The organism is Arthrobacter sp. 01N444 (assembly GCF_056399305.1).
In genome coordinates this window covers 29,850-46,975 of sequence record NZ_JBFTRB010000016.1, presented here as the reverse complement: position 1 = coordinate 46,975, position 17,126 = coordinate 29,850, and the positions used below count along the sequence as shown (strand labels likewise).

Here is a 17,126-nt window from a genome sequence, read left to right as displayed (position 1 = left end):
GCTCGCGCAGCGCCGGACCTCAGGCCCGCCGCTCCCGCCACTGCAGCGACACGACAAGCACCACCGCGCCCAGCCCCAGCATCACGAACACCATCAGCCCCCAGTTCGCCTGCGTCACGCCGCTCCCATAGAAGATGCCGATCAGCACGGTGGCCGTGATGGCGCCGAGGTAGCGGCAGGTCTGGAAGATCCCGGCGGCCACCCCCCGCTCCTCCGGCCGGGTGGACACGTACATGCCCTGGCTCGAGGAAATGGCGACCACGCAGTACGGCACACCCAGCAGGGCGGTCAGCGCGAGCACCAGCGGGGCTGCGAGGGACACCGTCAGCAGCCACATCGCCGCAGACGCGACGAGGAGCAGCACGACGCCGGCGATCAGCACCCGCCGCACGCCGAACCGGTCGATCGCGCGGACCGCGAACGGCGTCCCGACCACGGAGATCGCGGCGAGCGGCAGCATCAGCAGGCCCACGACGCCGGGATTGTAGCCGCCCGCGGTCTGCAGCAGCTGCGGCAGCCCGAAGAACGCGAAGTAGTAGACGCCGTTGAACAGCGCAAAACCCAGGTAGACCAGCAGCAGCGGCCGGTTGCGGCCCAGCAGCCGCAGGTCTAGGAAGGGCGGGCTGAACCGCAGCTCCCGCCACGCGAAGAGCGCCGCAAGGGCCAGCCCGCCGCCCAGCAGCCACCACCGGTGGTCGGGCAGCACATTCAGCATCGCCATCATCACCAGCACCAGGGCACCGATGAAGGCCCCAATCCCGGGCAGGTCAGAGTCGCGCACCAGTTCCGACACCCGGCCGCGTTCCCGGGCACCGTCGGCCGGGGCAAAGCGCCGGACCACAAGGATCGCCAGCAGCGAGAGCGGAACGTTGATCAGGAACAACGCCTGCCAGCCCACCAGGCTCACCAGCAGGCCGCCCACCACGGGACCGACGGCGGCCGCCGACGTGTTCGCCATCTGGATCCGGCCCAGCGGCCGGGTGGACTTCACGTTCGCCTCCCGCGCCAGCGCGGCGACCATGACGACGGCGCTCGGGTACGCCGTCGCGGTGCCGAGGGCCATGAACGCTCGCGCTACGCAGAGCAGCGCGAAGTTGGGCGCAAAAGGCGCGAGCGCGCAGGTCACGGCTACCAGGGCCATGCCCAGCAGGAACAGCCGCCGCGGGCCGAAGCGGTCCGCCAGCCGGCCCATCAGCGGCTGGCCGGCCGCGGAGGTGAGGTAGAACGCCGTGATCACCCAGGTGACCGTGGCGACGTCGAGCCCGAAGTCCTCGCGCAGCACCACCAGGGCGACAGCGATCATCGACGAATTCAACGGGTTCAGCGACGTGCCGAGGCTGAGTCCGGCGACGGCCAGGCCTGCACGGGGAGAGTTGCTCACGGCAACAGTCTGTCCTACGACGCCGGCCGAAATCGAACCGGACGACGCGTGCCGCCGTCGTCGTCGCCCTGGCGTCAACTCCCTGCCTAGCCGTTGTTCCCCGCCCTGACCGCCGAGGTGATGAATGACGTGACCATGCTGAGGACCGGGCCGGCGGGAACCAAGGTCTGCCCGTGGTTGCGGCCAGGCAGGGCCTGGAATTGGGCCCTGGGCATGAGCTGGGCCGCCCGTTCCGAGTCCCCATACCGAAGCGGGTCGTCCGTGCCGGCGAGCAGCAAGGTGGGGGTGTCCATTGTCCGAAGAACGGCCTCCGGGATTCCGGGTTCGTCCTCACTCCGCCGGAAGTAGGCGCGCAAGGCCGCGGGGTCGTTGGCCAGCAGCGCGGCGGCCGTCTGCGGATCCAGGTCACGGCCCGTGGCGATACTCCATTGGCGCAGAAATTCCGGCATGCCGCCCCGGTCCAGGGCCTGGTCATATCCGGGGAAGAAGATCGATTCGATTTGCCCGGCCGGGGAGCGGTACGTGCCGCCCGCAGCCGTAAATGTCTTGACACGCTCGGGGCTGCTGGCCAGCAGTGAGAATCCGACTCTCGAGCCGGCAGAATACCCCACGTAGTGGGCTGCCTGCGCGCCGGCGGCGTCCAGGACTGCCACAACATCCCCGACGAGCAGGTCCATGCTGTAGGCATCTTCGTGCTGCGGCTTGTCGCTGCGGCCGTGTCCCCGCAGATCCAGAGTCACCACGTGAAAGCGCTCCTGCAAGGCCTTCGTGTAGCCCAGTCCCCGCCAAATGGCACGGGAGAGCCCGGAACCGTGCACCAGAACGATAGTGGGGCCGGCGCCCTGCTCCTGAAAGGAAATTCGGACACCATCCACGGCGTTGAAGGCATCACCCATAACGTACTGCTCCTCTCGGAGACCTCTTCGGTCGATCAGGTCGGGCGGAAGTCCTGCCGGATAAGGGTCTTGCCCGGCGTCAGGGTTTCCGGGCGATGACGTCGAAAATGTGCCAGTGCTTGGGACCGCGGAAGGATTGGCCGTCGGCGTCGTAGCTCTCGAACGCGAGGATATCCAGTCCCTCGAACAAGCCCCTGGCCTCAGCTTCGGTGTGGAAGTTCCATTCGGGAATGGCGGCCCAGGAATCCCGCTCGCCGAACAAATTCACGGCAATGACGCCGGAAGGGCCCAGCGCCCCCAGCAGCATCCGCCAAAGGCGGGCGAAGTTTTCGGGGTGGACGAAGGGCAGCGAATAGCTGGCCAGGATGAGCCCCGCCTCCGGGAGCGGCGGAAGGTCCTCGAACGGGCTTAGCTCGACGTCCAGCTGTTCGGCGAGCGCCGCGGGCACAGTTGCGAGCAGCTGGTCCCGGGTGTCCGGCTGTGAATCGACGGCGAGGACCCGCCAGCCGCCGTCGAGCATCGCCAGTGTTTCCTTGCCCGCGCCGCAGCCCAGATCTATGGCGCGGCGGCCGTTCCCCGGGCCGGCGAAGGCCATGGCGTTGAGGCACAGCGTGCGCACCCCACGGGTTGCCTGGGCGGCGTTGTAGTCCGCCCAGATCTTGCTGTCCGCGAGGCTGTCCACGGATTCAGTGTTGCACTGGCGCGGCGGCGAAGCCACTGCGCCAGTGAGGCCAGGGCTCACCGCCGCGCCGTCAACCTTCGACGTCACAGCACCTTGGAGAGGAACGCCTTGGTCCGGTCGTGCTGGGGATCGCTCAGGATCTGGCGGGGAGCCCCGGCCTCCACCACCACGCCGTCGTCCATGAAGACCAGGGTGTCGGCCACCTCGCGGGCGAACCCCATCTCATGGGTCACCACAATCATGGTCATGCCGCTCTTGGCCAGTCCCTTCATGACATCGAGGACCTCGCCCACCAACTCCGGGTCCAAGGCACTGGTCGGTTCGTCGAAGAGCATCAGCTTGGGGTCCATGGCCAAGGCACGGGCAATGGCCACCCGCTGCTGCTGGCCGCCCGAAAGGTGCGCCGGATAGGCATCGCCCTTGTCCCCCAGCCCCACGCGCTCCAGCAATTCCATGGCCCTTGCCGTGGCAGCGGCCTTGGAAATCTTCTTCACCCGCATGGGAGCAAGAATGATGTTCTCCACCGCGGTCAGGTGCGGGAACAGGTTGAACCGCTGGAAGACCATTCCGATTTCCTGGCGCTGGAAAGCAGCTTCCTTGAGCTTGAGTTCGTAGAGTTTCTCGCCTTTTTGGCGGTAGCCGACCAGCTGTCCGTCGACCGAAAGCCGGCCGCCGTCAACCACTTCCAAGTGGTTGATACACCGCAGGAAGGTCGACTTACCGGAACCGCTGGGCCCCACGATGCAGAGGACTTCCCCGGGGTCGACCTCCAGGCTGATCCCACGCAGGACTCTGTTGGATCCGAAATTCTTGGAAACCTTCTCCGCAAGAACCATTGGCACGCCCGTCATCCCTTACCTCCAAAGTCTGTGCCGAGCGGTGCACCCGGCGCGCCAGGTCCGGCCGTCGGCGCCGGTTCGGGCGCGGCGGGTGCCTTGCCTGTCTTGATCCGTCCGGTTCCGCGGGAGAACCGCTTTTCGATGAAGTGTTGCCCGACCATGAGTACGGAGGTGAAGAGCAGGTACCAGAGCGAAGCAACAATCAGCAGCGGGACGGGGGTGAACGTCACGGCTGAAATGCCGCGGGACACCCCGTAGAGGTCGATGCTCAATGGGATCGCGGCCACCAGGGAGGTAGTCTTGAGCATTGAAATCACTTCGTTGCCGGTCGGCGGAATGATGATTTTCATGGCCTGCGGAACCACGACATACCGCATGGTCTGGCCCCAGGACATGGCCAGGGCCGTGGAAGCCTCCGCCTGGCCCTCGTCCACGGACAGCAGGCCGGCACGCACGATTTCAGACATGTAGGCGGCCTCGTTCAAGGCCAGACCGATCACGGCGGTAATGAACAGGTTCGTGAAGATCTCGTTCGGGACGGTGACCCACGGCGTCGTGAACGGAATCCCCAGCGTGAACACCGGGTAGATCAGGGCCACGATGCCCCAGAACACCAACTGCACGTAGACAGGGGTTCCGCGGAAGATCCAGATGTACAGCCAGGCAATGCTCTTGAGCACCGGGTTTGGTGAGAGCCGCATGATGGCCAGCAGCAGGCCGATGACGATCGCGCCGATCATCGAGTAGATGGTCAGCCACAACGTCACCCACGCGGCCTGGCTGATCCGGCGGTCAAAAATGTACTTGCCCACATCCGGCCAGCCATAGTCCGAGCGCTGGGCGGCGTCCAGGACAAATACCGCCAACCCCAGCAGCAGAACCACGGCAATCACGATCCGCCACGGGTGCCGCAGCGGGATCGCGACGATCGCCTCCGCCGGCGCGGTGTCCGTGTCCGGTCCGCTCCGGGTCCGGGCCCGCAGCTTCCTGTCAGGCTCCGACTCAATCATCCTGTCGGATTCCGGCTCGCTCATTTGCTATCACCCTTTGGCTGCCACGTTGAGAGTTGCTGTCTTGACGCCACCGGACTCGACGCCCCACTTGGACAGGATCTTGTTGTACGTACCGTCGTCGATCAGTGCCTGCAACGCCTTCTGCAGGACCGGGGTAAATTCGCTGCCCTTGGCCACGGGCATCCCGTACGGCGCCACCTCAAAGGCGTCGCCGGCGGTCTGCAGCTTGTCCTTGGTCTTGGAGATCGCATACAGAGTCACGGGCGAATCGGCGCTCATAGCATCGACCTGCCCCACCACGAGGGCGTTGGTTGCCTGGTCCTGCGCGTCGTACTTGAAAATGGTGATCGCCGGCTTGCCTGCATCCGTGCAGGCCTTCGACTTGGCCGGCACCTCATGCGTGTCCTCATAGGTGGTGGCCTGGACGGCGACTTTAAGCCCGCAGGCGTTGTTCGGGTCCACATTCTTGCCCTTGGGCGACGCCCACTGGATGCCGGCTGAGTAGTAGTTCACGAAATCCACCTGCTTTTCGCGTTCCAGCGTGTCGGAGAACGACGACATTCCCATGTCATCCTTCCCTGCCTTCACCGCCGGCAGAATGTTATCGAAGGTGCCGATGTCGAAGTTGACCTTCAACCCCATAACCTTGCCCAAGGCGTTGGTGAGGTCCACGGACCAGCCTGCCGGTTCGCCGTTATCGTCCTTGAACTCGTTGGGCGGGTAGTTGTTGGCCATGCCGACGTTGAGCACGCCGGAGCTCTTCATTTTTTCCGGGAGCGAGGCGGCAATGGAGTCATTCTTTTGCACGTCGATGGCGTCAGCGGTACCGGATGCCGAGCCGGTGGCGGCGGGTTCGCTGTTGTTGACACAGCCCGAGAGCGAGAGCGCCGTGGCTATGGTGAGAACGGGAAGAAGGTATCGGGTGCGCATGGCTTCCTTAGCTGTTCAGGGATTCTCTAGGCTCCCGCAACGCTGCGGGAGGGCACTGCATGACTGCTTATTCAAAACTCAAGAATTTGTGTTTTCCGACGCTCTTGTCTCAAGAAGTTCTCCGGAATGACGAATATCCCGAAGAATTTCCCCGCCCCGGGCCTTCAACTCGGAAATACTGGAGACGCCCACTAACGTCATCGTACGCCGCAGTTCATCCCCGAAGATGTCGATGATGCGTCCGACGCCCGGTGAGCCGGCCGCTACCAATCCGTACAGGTAGGCCCGGCCGATCGAACAGGCATCGGCCCCCAGCGCCAGCGCCTTGAGGATGTCGCTCCCCCGGCGGATGCCGGAGTCCACGTAGATCTCGATCGAATCGCCCACCCGTTGCCGCGATTCCTGGAGGACGTCCATGGGGCTCAGCATGTGATCGAGCTGGCGGCCGCCATGATTACTCAACTGGACGGCGTCCAGGCCAATCCGGGAGGCCTTCGCGACGTCGGCCGGGTTGACGCAGCCCTTGAGTACGATTTTGCCGTGCCAGGCCTGCCGCAGGGCCTCAAGTTCCTTCCAGCCGCTGCTGGCATCCGAGTGGCCCAGGATGTGCTGCCACATGGTCGGGGTCACCACGGAGGAGGCGGCGGGGCTCTGCGGATCCAGGTTCGGGAAGCTGATGCCGTCCGACTTCAAAAAGTTGACCCACCAGGAAGGGCGCCGGGCGATGTCCGCGATGGTTGACAGCGTGAGCGCGGGAGGGGCGGTGAATCCGTTGTGGAGGTCCCGTTCCCTGGAACCCAGTGCCCGCGTGTCGACGCCGACAATCAGGGTGTTGAATCCGGCTGCCTTGCAGCGGGCCAGTTTGTTCTTCATCGCCTGGGCGTCGGAGGTGAGGCCAAAGTTGAACCAGCGGTCAAGGGACGGGTGGTGCTCTGCGATGGTTTCCATGGGCACGGTGCTCAGCCCGGCCAGCCCATAGGGGATGCGGGCCCGGTCCGCGGCGGCCGCGACGGCAAGTTCGCCCTCGGGATGGAACAGCCGGGTCGCCCCGGTGGGGGTCAAGGTCAGCGGCAGCGCGCTTTCTTCTCCGAGCAGGGTCGTCGTCGTGTCGGGTCCGGACACCGGGCCCCAGCTGGGCATGAGGGCCCAGGCGTCGAAGACGGCCCGGTTGCGGCGGAGCGTCACTTCGTCTTCGGATCCGCCGTCGAGATAGTCGAAAATCCCGGCAGGCAGGACCTTGCGTGCCGCTTTCCGGAATTCCTCGACGTTGTAGGCGCCCGCCAGCACGCGCCGTTGGCGGGACAGGACGGGGGCCTTCACCTGGACGAGTTGCCTGGCTTCGCTGATTTTCAATGACGGCCTTCCGTTGAACTGTGCTGCGTTATGGTTCAGCGTAGGAAATGAAGCTCCGCATCACCATGGAGTTATCGACAAATTGAAGGGCCAATCATTAGTAGCGAATACCAAACAGCTTCTTGGGTGTCCCGGTGACGGCATCGGAGGTGAAGACGCACGCGCTGCCTACCCTGGCCGACGTCGCCCGCTCGGCGGGCTCGGAAATTCTCAGCCTCGTGGAAATGCCGTCAGATGACCGGCAGATTGTCGCCGGCTCGGTTCTCTACGACTCGACGGCGCGGCCCGCCAAGTTCCCGGGTGCCGTTGCCCTGGCCATTGGTTTGTCACTTTCCGGGAAGCGTCTGGGCGCGAAAGTGCGGGAACTCAGCGACGCCGGGTACGTGGCGATCGTCTACAAATCCAACGGCACCTCGGACGAAGTCCTGCGGGCAGCCGCCCGGGACAACGGGATGGCGCTGTTCCGGGCCTCCGACTCGGTGCCCTGGAACCAGCTCGCGGAGATCATGGACGCGGCAGTGGTCCCGCACCGGCAATCGGGCCGGACCCTCGTGGACATCCGGCCCGGAGACCTGTTCGACCTCGCCAACACGGTGGCGGCCCAGGCCGGCGGTGCCATCGCGATCGCCGATCCCGAGCAGACGATCCTGGCGTATTCCACCCTCCCGGACCAGCCCATTGACGAGACGCGCCGGAGCTCCATCCTGAGCCTGCAGGTGCCGCATTCGTTGGAAACGGACAACGATTACCGCCGTGTCCATGCCGCCACCGATGCGCTGGATGTGGCCACGCAGGATCCCTCGCTCCGGCGCACGGCCATAGCGATCCGGGCCGGCGACTCCGTTCTGGGCTCGCTCTGGCTCCTTGAACTGGCGGACCACCACAACGAGGACGCCAACCGGATCCTGCGCGAAGCCGCCAACGTGGCCGCGCTCCACATCCTGCACAAACGGACCACCTACGTCTCGAACCTGACCCGCCAGATCGATCTGGTCCAGCCGCTGCTGTTCGATCCGAAACGCGCCGAACTGGCCGCCATCAGGCTCGGGATATCGGCGCCGTCGATCCGGGTTGCGGCCCTGGGCGTCTGGCCGTCCGAGGCCATCGCGGCCGAAACGCTGCAGTCCCGCCTCCGGCTCTTCGACACCATCCGGACCGCCTGCGCCATCCGGCTGCCCTCGGCCGTCTGCGGGCTCTCGGACAACATCGTGTACATCGTCCTGCCGCAAACCACCGAAACCTCACGCCAGTTCCAGCGCACCGCGCTTCTGAAAATTGTGCAGAATGCGCGGCGGCTGCTCGCACGCCCGGTCCTGGCCGCACTCGGCGCCGCGGCGACGATCGACCGGCTGGAGGACTCCAGGGTCAACGCGGAACTGGTCTTGTCCGAACTTGTGCGCAACGTCGCGGAGGGGCGCATCGCCGCCGATTCGGATGACATCGTGGCCGACGACGACTCCCTCGGCTCGCGTCTGCTGCTGCGCCAGTTCGTCTCGGCGCTGACGGCCGCCGGCCAACTGCCCGGGGCGCACGCGCTGAATATCGAGGCGTACGACGAACAGCACAGGAAGTCCTTCGAGGAGACCATCTACGCCTACCTCAGCTGCGGCGGAAACGCGATCGACGCCGCCAAGTCGCTGGATGTGCACGTCAACACGGTCCGGTACCGATTGTCCCGGGTGGAGCCGCTCTTCGGCATAGACCTCGACGACGCCGAAACGCGCCTGCTCGTGTGGCTGCAGTTGTGGGCACGGCACAACTAGTCGCCGTCATACACGGTTCAGGCCAGATCTGCCGAGGCTACGATCCCCCGCCGGCGTGCGGAGGAACGGCGGACGACGGCGCAGACGGCGCAGACACGTGCCGGCCCCACGCCAGCTCGCGGAGCCGGACCAGATCCAGCGCCGGTTGGGCCGGCGGGACGCCCGGACGGTTCCGCGGAACCAGTACCCGCAGTGCGCGGGGTTCGATGGTGCACCGTACCGGTGTGCTCATCAGCAGAGCCTCACCGTCCACTCCGACGGGGATATCGGGCACGTCGGCGTCGACCACCACCTCCGCCGCGGTGCGTTGGATCAGGCCGCGCTTCGTGGCACGGCGCAGCAGGCCGACCGCTTCCCGGGTGTTGGCGGCGGAAATCGCCACCGCGCCGAGCACGCCGCGGTCCAGCCGGGTTCGGCGGCCCAGGCCGGCGAGGTCATTGCTGCCGTACGGACCGTTGCTCACCAGCACCGCCTGCGGGCCGTCCACCGTCTCCCCGTCAGCCTGCGCCCGCAGCCGCGCACCCTTATCGCCCCTGATCAGGTCCGGAAGCATCTCCAGCACGGTACCGGCCTTGTCGTCCCGGTACGCAGGGCTCTGCACCACCTCGGCGTACACCCCGAAGGATGCGTTGTTGACGAAGGTGCGGCCGTTGATCTTGCCGAGGTCGACGTGAAGCTCCACCCCGTCCCGGAGGGCATCGAGGCAGCCTGTCGGGTCCTCGCGGTCCAGCCCGAGATCCAGGGCGAAATGGTTGCGCGTGCCGGCGCTGATCACCAGGAACGGAAGGTTGTGCTCGGCCGCAATGCCGGCCACCAGCGCCTGGGTTCCGTCCCCACCGGCGACGCCGAGCAGATCGGCCCCGCGTTCCACGGCCTGCCGGGCCAACGCGTCGACGTCGACCGGTCCCGGTCCCTCAAGAAGCGCCACCTCGGCGCCGAGTTCTTCCGCCTTCCGCTGGAGGTCGAACTTCACCACCTTGCCCCCGCCGGAACGCGGATTCATCACCAGGAAAGCATGCTGCCAGGCAGGGGCGGGGTGCTCGGGCATGGCTTTGCCCTCACTCCTTTCCCGGAGCGCGGCGCGGGCACAGACCAGGGCAACGAATGCCAGCGCAGCGGCAATCGCCACCTCCCGGAGCAGGCTCCCCTGGATGTAGAGGGCCACGACCACAAGGGGTGCGAGTACCGCCAGCGCCAGCGCAAACCAGCGCAGAAGACCGCGGCTGATGAGGAACCAGTAGATCGCTGCCACGGCCACCAACACGGCGCCCAGGCCGGTCGTGACCAGCGCAATAGTGCCTGCCAAACCCGCCGCCACCAACGGGACAGCCACCGCGAGGACAACTGCGGCGAAGGCCCCCCTGGCCCACCACCGCCGGGTCTTTGGGACCTCGTCGAAAGGGATGACAGTCATGTCCTGCTCCTTGCGGTAATCCGGCCCCTGGAGTGGCTTCGACCGGTCTCGCCGCCTGCGGCTGGGCCGTCAGGTCTTGATTTTCGCCACGGTCATGAGGATCGCCGAATCTTCCTCGGCCTCCAGGCTGTGCAGCCCCTCGGGCACGATCAGCAGATCGCCGGTCTTGCCCTGCCACGATTCGTTGCCGGCCCGCAGGCGCACACAGCCGCGGAGCACAAACACGGTCGCCTCGCCGGGGTTCTGGTGCTCGCTCAGCTGCGTCCCCGCCCTGAACGCCATAACGGTCTGGCGCAGGACTTTCTCATGCCCGCCAAACGCAGTGTCCGCAGCCCGTCCGCTGGGTGCCGCAACCGCGGCAGCCAGCTGCTGCCGGGCAAGGGCATCGAGCGATATCTTCTGCATGGGGCCACCCTACTCAGAAACCGGGCCCCTGCCGAGGGTCCTTCGCCCCGGACCGGCCACGGACCGGCCACGATACCGGCCACCGGAAAGCTGCAGCCCTAGTAGGCCACGTCGAATCCGCCGAACTCCCCCGTCGCGGCCGAGACCGATTCTTCGACGTCCTCCACCCGGCCGGGCGCCTCCGGCGAGCGCAGCCAGCGCCGCAGTTCCAGCACCACGGACTGCGGCCCCTCGGCCACGATGCCCACGGAGCCGTCGGTGTTGTTCCGGACCGTGCCGCTGAGCCCCAGTTCCTCGGCCTTCCGGACCGTCCAGTAGCGGAAGCCGACCGCCTGGACCACACCGGACACCCGCGCGTTCAGCCGCACCGGCTCGCCGGAATCCGCCGGAAACTGCACAGGATGTTTGCCCGCCATGTTCCCAATGTAGCGCCCATCCGGTCGCCCGGTTTCGGCACACAGGACTTGGTGCTGCCGCCCCAGTCTCATCCGCCAGACACCAAGGGACCTTTGCCTCTTTCCCGGGGGCGCCGTCCACGAAAGGGTGGCTACCGGCACTGCAGCGATTTGTCGAAGACCCGGCAACAGCACAAAGAAGTGCTCTTACCCTCCACCGGCGGTCACCACCGCTAGACAAGGACAAGACAATGGCTGGACAGTTCGAAATCTTCACCGACGCGGAATCCAATGTACGGTTCCGGCTCCTTGCCGCCGACGGGACCGTGTTGGCGATTTCCACAGCATTCGACGACAAGCGCCAGGCGGCGGACGGCATCATGGCCGTGCGCGAGTGCGCCGGCACCGGGCTGATCCGGGAGGTCGGCAGCAACCCGTGGACCGGGCAGCGCGGCGGCAGGAACGCCTCGCCGACACCTGCGGTCCGCGAACACCGTCACCGCCACCGGCACCTGCCCGCTGTCTAACCCAGCGTCGTCTAACGCAGCTACTTCGCCGGTTCCGTCACGGCGCCAGTCCCCGTGCCCGTGGCCGCGCCGTTGCCCGCCGGACGCAATGACGTGATCATCTTCCGGACGTCCTGGTACTCCGCCGTGCTGGCGTAGAGCTTCGCCTTCTCCAGGTACGGCAGCCCGGGGTCCCCCGGCGTCGTGTTTTTCCCGGGGTCATACGCCTGCCCGAACAGCGCGCCGCTGGGCGGCCAGAGGAAGAGCTGAAACATCGGACACGACGTGGGCCCGGTCTCCTCCGGCATCATGGTGATGCCGTACGACGCGTAGGTGGGCGGCGAAGCCTCCGCCGCCCCGAAGTCGCCCCGGGCCTCGAAGACGTAGCGCGGCGGGCTCTGGTCCGCCGCACCGGGTTCGGCGAGCGACTGCATCGGCTGAGAGTCGATGAGCAAGTAGGGCTGTTGATCGCCGCATTCGGCGCCCGTGACGATGTTCGTGCGCAGCGCGGCCATCTGCTTCCCGGCGGCGTTCACGACGTCCACGAACTCACCGCCCAGCGGCGCCTCCCCCGCAGGGTCCCGGATCTCCCACGCGGCGGGGTAGTCGAAACTCAGCGTCCCGTCTGACGTCGTGAACGTCTTCCAGCCGGACGACGACGGCGGGAGGGCCGACGTCGTCGGGGTTGCCGCCGCGGTGCTCCCCGGAGCCGTTCCCGATGCTGTGTCCGTGGCTGACTCCGACGGCGTGGTTCCCTGTGTCCCCTGCGAAGAGTCTCCCGACTGGGTGTTTCCCGGCTGGTCATTTCCCGGCTGGGTGCCTCCGGCAGGCGGACCTGCGGACGTTGCCTCCGGCGCAGCGCCGGATGTCACAGGGGGCGCCGCCGGTGAGCCGCAGCCGGCCAGCAGCAGGGCCGCGAACACCAGCGCCGAAACAAACGGAGCCGGAACCGCAGCCGCTGTGAGCCGTCGCCTCGCCATGAGCCCGGGCCGGCCCTACTGCCCCGCCGGGCGCAGCGAGGTGATCATCTTCCTGATGTCCTGGTATTCGGAGGTCTCCAGATAGGCCTCCGGGGTGTCGACAAAGGGCTCGTTGCCCGGGGTGGTGTCGAAGGGGTTATAGACGCCCCCGAACGACGCTCCGCTGGGCGGCCAGGTGAAGAACTGGAAAATCGGACAGGCATCGGGCCCGGACGGCTTGGGCGCGGAACTGATGCCGTAGGCCATGACGTTGGCCTTCGTGGGGTCCTTCTCGGCCGGATACAGCCGCAACTCAAAGATGAAGTGCGGCGTGACGCCCTGCTGGGCCAGGGCCGGAACCTGCACCAGATCGAGCACCTGGTAGGGGATCCGCTGCGTGCATTCCGCACCCGGGGCGACGTTGGTCTTCAAGGTGGCCAGCGACTTGCCGCCCGCGTTCAGGACCTCCAGGAACACGCCGCCGGGTGCCGCCTCGGCGCCGCGGTCCTTGACGGTCCACTCGGCGGGGTGATCGAACTCGAGCTTCCCGTCCGGGGTCTTGAGGCTCTGCCAATCCGCCGCCGTCGGCGCCGGAGTGCCCGGCGCCGACGGCGGCTCGGTCGGCGGGACATCGACGGCGCCGCTGCTGGCCGGCGCGGACGTCAGCGGCGGCACGGTGGGCATCGACGGCGACGTCGGCCCCGGGCCCGCGGGCGCACCGCAGGCGCCCAGCAGCGCCGCAACCAAGAAACCGGCCGACGCTGCCGTGCCGAACGCCGCGAGTCGACGCATGTCACCCTCCCCCTGGGATTCAAGTGGTTCGACCATTGTGGAGCGTCCGTCGGCAAAATCAAGAGGCAAAAGTCCCGGAGTGGCGGGCCGAACTCTGTCCGGGCCCGCGGCCGGACTGCGCTGGACTGCGATGGTCCGCGCCGGAACCTGCCGAAGACTTGCCGTGCCCGCCGGCTCCTGCAGCGGCGTGAGGAGACCCACGTTGACATCCCGGCGATTTCAGTTGCCCGTGGATGCTTGCTAGAGCTTAAGTAATGCAAGAGTTCCTCACCCAAGCAATGCCGTTCCTGGCCATGGCCCTCGCCGTGGTTGCCGGGCTCGTCCTGTCCTGGCTGGTGCGCAAGATTGTGCTCCGGCTCAACCGCAGCAAGCCCGAACTGCGCGAGACCTCCCGCGTGGCCCGGCTGCCGTTGCGCTTGTCGCTGTGCCTGATCGCCGTCCGGATCGCGCTCGCCACGAGCGGCGGGGATCTTGAATGGCGCCACGGCCTGGACCATTTGCTGCTGATTGCGCTCATCGGTTCGCTGGCCTGGCTGGCCATCGCCATGCTGCTCATCATCGAGGCCATGGTGCTGACCCGGTACCGGGTGGATGTCGCGGACAACCGGCGCGCCCGGCGGCTGCGCACCCAGGTGATCCTGGCCCGGCGGATCGGCGTCGCACTGATTGCGGTGGTGGCCCTGGGCAGCATGATGCTGACGTTCCCCGCGATCCAGGCGCTCGGCGCCGGGCTCCTGGCTTCCGCAGGCGTGATCTCGATTGTCGCGGGCCTCGCCGCGCAGACCTCGCTGGTCAACGTCTTCGCCGGCATCCAACTCGCCTTCACGGACGCGATCCGGGTGGACGACGTGGTGGTGGTCCAGAAGGAATGGGGCCGGATCGAGGAGATCACCCTGACCTACGTGGTGGTCCACATCTGGGACGACCGCCGGCTGATCCTGCCCTCGACGTACTTCACCACCACCCCCTTCGAGAACTGGACCCGGCGGCAGTCCGAGGTGATGGGCACCGTGGAGTTCGACCTCGACTGGCGCGCTCCCGTCGAGGCAATGCGCGGCGAGCTGAAGAAGGTCCTGGCCGATACGCCGTTGTGGGACAAGCGTGTGGGGATCCTGCAGATCACGGACGCCACCGCCGGCTTTGTCCGCGTGCGCATCCTGGTCAGCGCCGCGGACAGCGCCTCCCTGTTCGACCTCCGCTGCCTGATCCGCGAGGAACTGGTGCTGTTCCTGCAGCAGGACCACCCGACGGCGCTCCCCCACGTCCGCCTCGAATCGCTGCCGTCGGCGCTGGTGGCGTCCACTTCGGGCAACGCGTCCGACGCCGTCACGGGCTCCAAGCGCCCCGGCAAGGCTACGGCCGAGCACCACCGGCACCCGGATCCCCACGACTCCCAGCTGTTCACCGGATCCATCGAGGCGATCCAGCGCTCCAAGGCCTTCTCCGGACCGGGCGAGGACGTCTTCGAGGACCGCGACAACGCCATCGCCTCGCAGAACTAGCCGGGCCGGGCGGCCGCGCCTGGACAGCACGACAGCACAGCCGGACCGGGCAGGTCTTCCCAGCCCCCGCCAACTGGTCAATAATCAGACGTTGGCGGGTCAGCAACGCGCTGCCCCCTTGTCTGCCGGACCAGCTGAGGAGTCCCCATGACGGTCGAAGAAGCCCCCACGGAAACACCCAAGGCGACTGCCGGCGACTGGTTCCAACGCGCCGTCGTCTATCAGATCTATCCGCGCAGCTTTGCCGACTCCAACGGCGACGGCATCGGCGACCTCCGCGGAATCATCGGCAGGCTGGACTACCTCCAGCGGCTGGGGGTCGACGTCGTCTGGCTCTCCCCGATCTACACCTCCCCGCAGGACGACAACGGCTATGACATCAGCGACTACCGGAACGTGGACCCGCTGTTCGGTACCCTCGAGGAGCTCCGGGAACTGACCGACGGGCTGCACGCGCGCGGCATGAAGCTGGTGATGGACCTGGTGGTCAACCACACCTCGGACGAGCACCCGTGGTTCGTGGAATCCCGGTCCTCGAAGGAGAACCCGAAGCGCGACTGGTACTGGTGGCGGCCGCCGCGGGACGTCGACGCCGGCGCCTCCCCGCGGCGCAAGGCGGCGGAGCCGACCAACTGGGGCTCGGCGTTCTCCGGGCCCGCGTGGGAGTTCGACCAGGCCACCGGGGAGTACTACCTGCACATCTTTTCGAAGAAGCAGCCGGACCTGAATTGGGAGAATCCGGAGGTCCGCGCGGCGGTCTACGAGATGATGAACTGGTGGCTGGACCGGGGCGTGGACGGGTTCCGGATGGACGTCATCAACTTCATCTCCAAGGACACCTCGCTCCCGGACGGCCCGGTGGCCGACGGCAAGCTCTTTGGTGACGGCTCCCCGTTCTACATCGACGGCCCCCGCATGCACGAGTTCCTGCAGGAGATGCACCGGGAAGTCTTCGCGAAGCGCACCGGTGAACTGCTCACCGTCGGCGAAATGCCCGGCGTGACCGTGGACGACGCCATCCTGTACACCGACCCAGCCCGGGCCGAGGTGGACATGGTGTTCCAGTTCGAGCACGTGGCGCTGGACCAGGAGGACGGCGACAAGTGGCGGCCCAAGAAGCTCCTGCTCACCGAGCTGAAGCGGACCCTGGGCCGCTGGCAGGACGGGCTGGCCGAGACGGGCTGGAACAGCCTGTACTGGGGCAACCACGACCAGGCCCGGGCCGTGTCCCGCTTCGGCGACGACAGCCCCCGATACCGCGAGCTCTCCGCCAAAATGCTGGCCGGCGTCCTGCACCTGCACCGCGGCACGCCCTACGTCTACCAGGGTGAAGAACTGGGCATGACCAACATGACGTTCGGCGCGATCAGCGATTACCGCGACATCGAGGTCCTCAACCACCACCGCGAAGCCACCACGCACCTGGGCCACACCGACGCAGAGGTCCTCGCCGCCCTCGCGCCGCTGAACCGGGACAACGCGCGGACCCCGGTCCAGTGGGACGCCTCCCGGCATGCCGGCTTCACCACCGGGGCACCCTGGATCGCGGTGAACCCGAATGCCAACCACATCAACGCCGCCGCCCAGGTGGATGATCCGGAGTCGGTCTACAGCTTCTACCGCCAGGTGATAGCGCTGCGGCATGCGGAACCGGTGGTCTCGCACGGGAACTTCACCATGCTGCTGCCGGATGACCCGCACGTCTATGCGTTCACCCGGGCCCTGACCGGTTCAGATGTTTCCTCCGGCAGTCCCTCAGACAGTCAGTCGGACGGCGCCGGGATTCCGGAGCTGCTGGTGCTGGGCAACTTCTCCGGCGAGGTGCGCGACGCGGACCTCGGGGACGAGGCCTGGGGTGACGCGGAGCTGGTCCTGGGCAACTATCCGGCCGACGCCGACGCGTCCGACGGCGGCTCTGCCGCGGGTTCCGCCGCGGGTGCGGGGCGGGAGGGCCTTTCCGCGGGCGCGGTGCGCCTGCGGCCCTGGGAACTGCAGGTGTTGCGCCGGCGCCGCGGCGCCTGATCGACGATCCTGAACGCCAGCCCACGAAAGGAAGCCACTCATGACTATTCCACCAACTCCCGGGCCCGATCCGTTTCCGCCAGAACCCGGCCCCACGACGCCGCCGCCGGAGCCCGGAGACCCGTTTCCGCCGGAACCCGGTCCGGTCACGCCGCCGCCTGTTCCGGGGCCCGAGCCGGTACCCGGCCCCGCGCCCACGCCGTCACCGGAACCGGGGCCGTTCCCGACGCCGCCCGGCCCCCTCCCGATTCCGGATCCTGGCCCGGTGCCGCCG

The 17,126-nt window shown here is 67.1% G+C and carries 16 protein-coding genes; 4 read left to right on the top strand and 12 right to left on the bottom strand.

Annotation, left to right across the window (positions count from 1 at the left end):
• Nucleotides 1-19: 19 nt before the first annotated feature.
• The 7 genes from AC1DKN_RS16380 to AC1DKN_RS16350 form a co-directional block, all read right to left on the bottom strand.
• Complete coding sequence (locus tag AC1DKN_RS16380) at nt 20-1,381, bottom strand: MFS transporter (RefSeq protein WP_476871892.1); 1,362 nt, start codon at nt 1,379-1,381, stop codon at nt 20-22.
• A gap of 86 nt (nt 1,382-1,467) precedes the next feature.
• Nucleotides 1,468-2,277 carry an alpha/beta fold hydrolase gene (locus AC1DKN_RS16375; RefSeq protein WP_476871891.1) on the bottom strand — a complete coding sequence of 270 codons (810 nt, stop codon included), beginning with the start codon at nt 2,275-2,277 and terminating at the stop codon, nt 1,468-1,470.
• A 79-nt stretch (nt 2,278-2,356) separates the two neighbouring features.
• On the bottom strand, nt 2,357-2,959 hold the full coding sequence (locus tag AC1DKN_RS16370) for a class I SAM-dependent methyltransferase (RefSeq protein ID WP_476871890.1): 603 nt from the start codon (nt 2,957-2,959) through the stop codon (nt 2,357-2,359).
• Nucleotides 2,960-3,042: 83 nt separating this feature from the next.
• Nucleotides 3,043-3,810, bottom strand: a complete 768-nt coding sequence (locus AC1DKN_RS16365; protein WP_275959779.1) for an amino acid ABC transporter ATP-binding protein — start codon at nt 3,808-3,810, stop codon at nt 3,043-3,045.
• The gene (locus AC1DKN_RS16360; RefSeq protein ID WP_476871889.1) at nt 3,807-4,832 is read right to left on the bottom strand and encodes an amino acid ABC transporter permease; all 1,026 of its coding nucleotides are present in this window, start codon (nt 4,830-4,832) and stop codon (nt 3,807-3,809) included. The genes AC1DKN_RS16365 and AC1DKN_RS16360 overlap by 4 nt, the downstream gene beginning before the upstream one ends.
• 6 nt (nt 4,833-4,838) lie before the next feature.
• Nucleotides 4,839-5,741, bottom strand: a complete 903-nt coding sequence (locus tag AC1DKN_RS16355; protein ID WP_028277463.1) for an ABC transporter substrate-binding protein — start codon at nt 5,739-5,741, stop codon at nt 4,839-4,841.
• A gap of 78 nt (nt 5,742-5,819) precedes the next feature.
• Nucleotides 5,820-7,094 (bottom strand): alpha-hydroxy acid oxidase, encoded by a 1,275-nt coding sequence (locus AC1DKN_RS16350; protein WP_476851628.1) that lies wholly within the window; start codon nt 7,092-7,094, stop codon nt 5,820-5,822.
• Between the two features lie 134 nt (nt 7,095-7,228).
• Here AC1DKN_RS16350 and AC1DKN_RS16345 point away from each other — a divergent pair, with 134 nt between their 5' ends.
• On the top strand, nt 7,229-8,857 hold the full coding sequence (locus tag AC1DKN_RS16345) for a PucR family transcriptional regulator (protein WP_476871888.1): 1,629 nt from the start codon (nt 7,229-7,231) through the stop codon (nt 8,855-8,857).
• A gap of 37 nt (nt 8,858-8,894) precedes the next feature.
• On the opposite strand, the gene AC1DKN_RS16340 is transcribed toward AC1DKN_RS16345, so the two are convergent.
• From AC1DKN_RS16340 to AC1DKN_RS16330, 3 genes are all read right to left on the bottom strand, one after another.
• The gene (locus tag AC1DKN_RS16340) at nt 8,895-10,271 is read right to left on the bottom strand and encodes a diacylglycerol/lipid kinase family protein (protein WP_230009345.1); all 1,377 of its coding nucleotides are present in this window, start codon (nt 10,269-10,271) and stop codon (nt 8,895-8,897) included.
• A gap of 69 nt (nt 10,272-10,340) precedes the next feature.
• Nucleotides 10,341-10,676, bottom strand: a complete 336-nt coding sequence (locus AC1DKN_RS16335; RefSeq protein ID WP_026538519.1) for a cupin domain-containing protein — start codon at nt 10,674-10,676, stop codon at nt 10,341-10,343.
• Between the two features lie 98 nt (nt 10,677-10,774).
• Nucleotides 10,775-11,092 carry an acylphosphatase gene (locus AC1DKN_RS16330; RefSeq protein WP_043436330.1) on the bottom strand — a complete coding sequence of 106 codons (318 nt, stop codon included), beginning with the start codon at nt 11,090-11,092 and terminating at the stop codon, nt 10,775-10,777.
• 230 nt (nt 11,093-11,322) lie between these two features.
• Here AC1DKN_RS16330 and AC1DKN_RS16325 point away from each other — a divergent pair, with 230 nt between their 5' ends.
• Complete coding sequence (locus AC1DKN_RS16325; protein WP_476851631.1) at nt 11,323-11,598, top strand: YegP family protein; 276 nt, start codon at nt 11,323-11,325, stop codon at nt 11,596-11,598.
• Between the two features lie 20 nt (nt 11,599-11,618).
• On the opposite strand, the gene AC1DKN_RS16320 is transcribed toward AC1DKN_RS16325, so the two are convergent.
• Nucleotides 11,619-12,557 carry a hypothetical protein gene (locus AC1DKN_RS16320; protein ID WP_476871887.1) on the bottom strand — a complete coding sequence of 313 codons (939 nt, stop codon included), beginning with the start codon at nt 12,555-12,557 and terminating at the stop codon, nt 11,619-11,621.
• 15 nt (nt 12,558-12,572) lie between these two features.
• The gene (locus tag AC1DKN_RS16315) at nt 12,573-13,364 is read right to left on the bottom strand and encodes a hypothetical protein (RefSeq protein ID WP_476871886.1); all 792 of its coding nucleotides are present in this window, start codon (nt 13,362-13,364) and stop codon (nt 12,573-12,575) included.
• Between the two features lie 218 nt (nt 13,365-13,582).
• Here AC1DKN_RS16315 and AC1DKN_RS16310 point away from each other — a divergent pair, with 218 nt between their 5' ends.
• Nucleotides 13,583-14,830 (top strand): mechanosensitive ion channel family protein, encoded by a 1,248-nt coding sequence (locus AC1DKN_RS16310; protein ID WP_476871885.1) that lies wholly within the window; start codon nt 13,583-13,585, stop codon nt 14,828-14,830.
• A 147-nt stretch (nt 14,831-14,977) separates the two neighbouring features.
• Complete coding sequence (locus tag AC1DKN_RS16305; RefSeq protein WP_476871884.1) at nt 14,978-16,852, top strand: alpha-glucosidase; 1,875 nt, start codon at nt 14,978-14,980, stop codon at nt 16,850-16,852.
• Nucleotides 16,853-17,126: the final 274 nt, after the last annotated feature.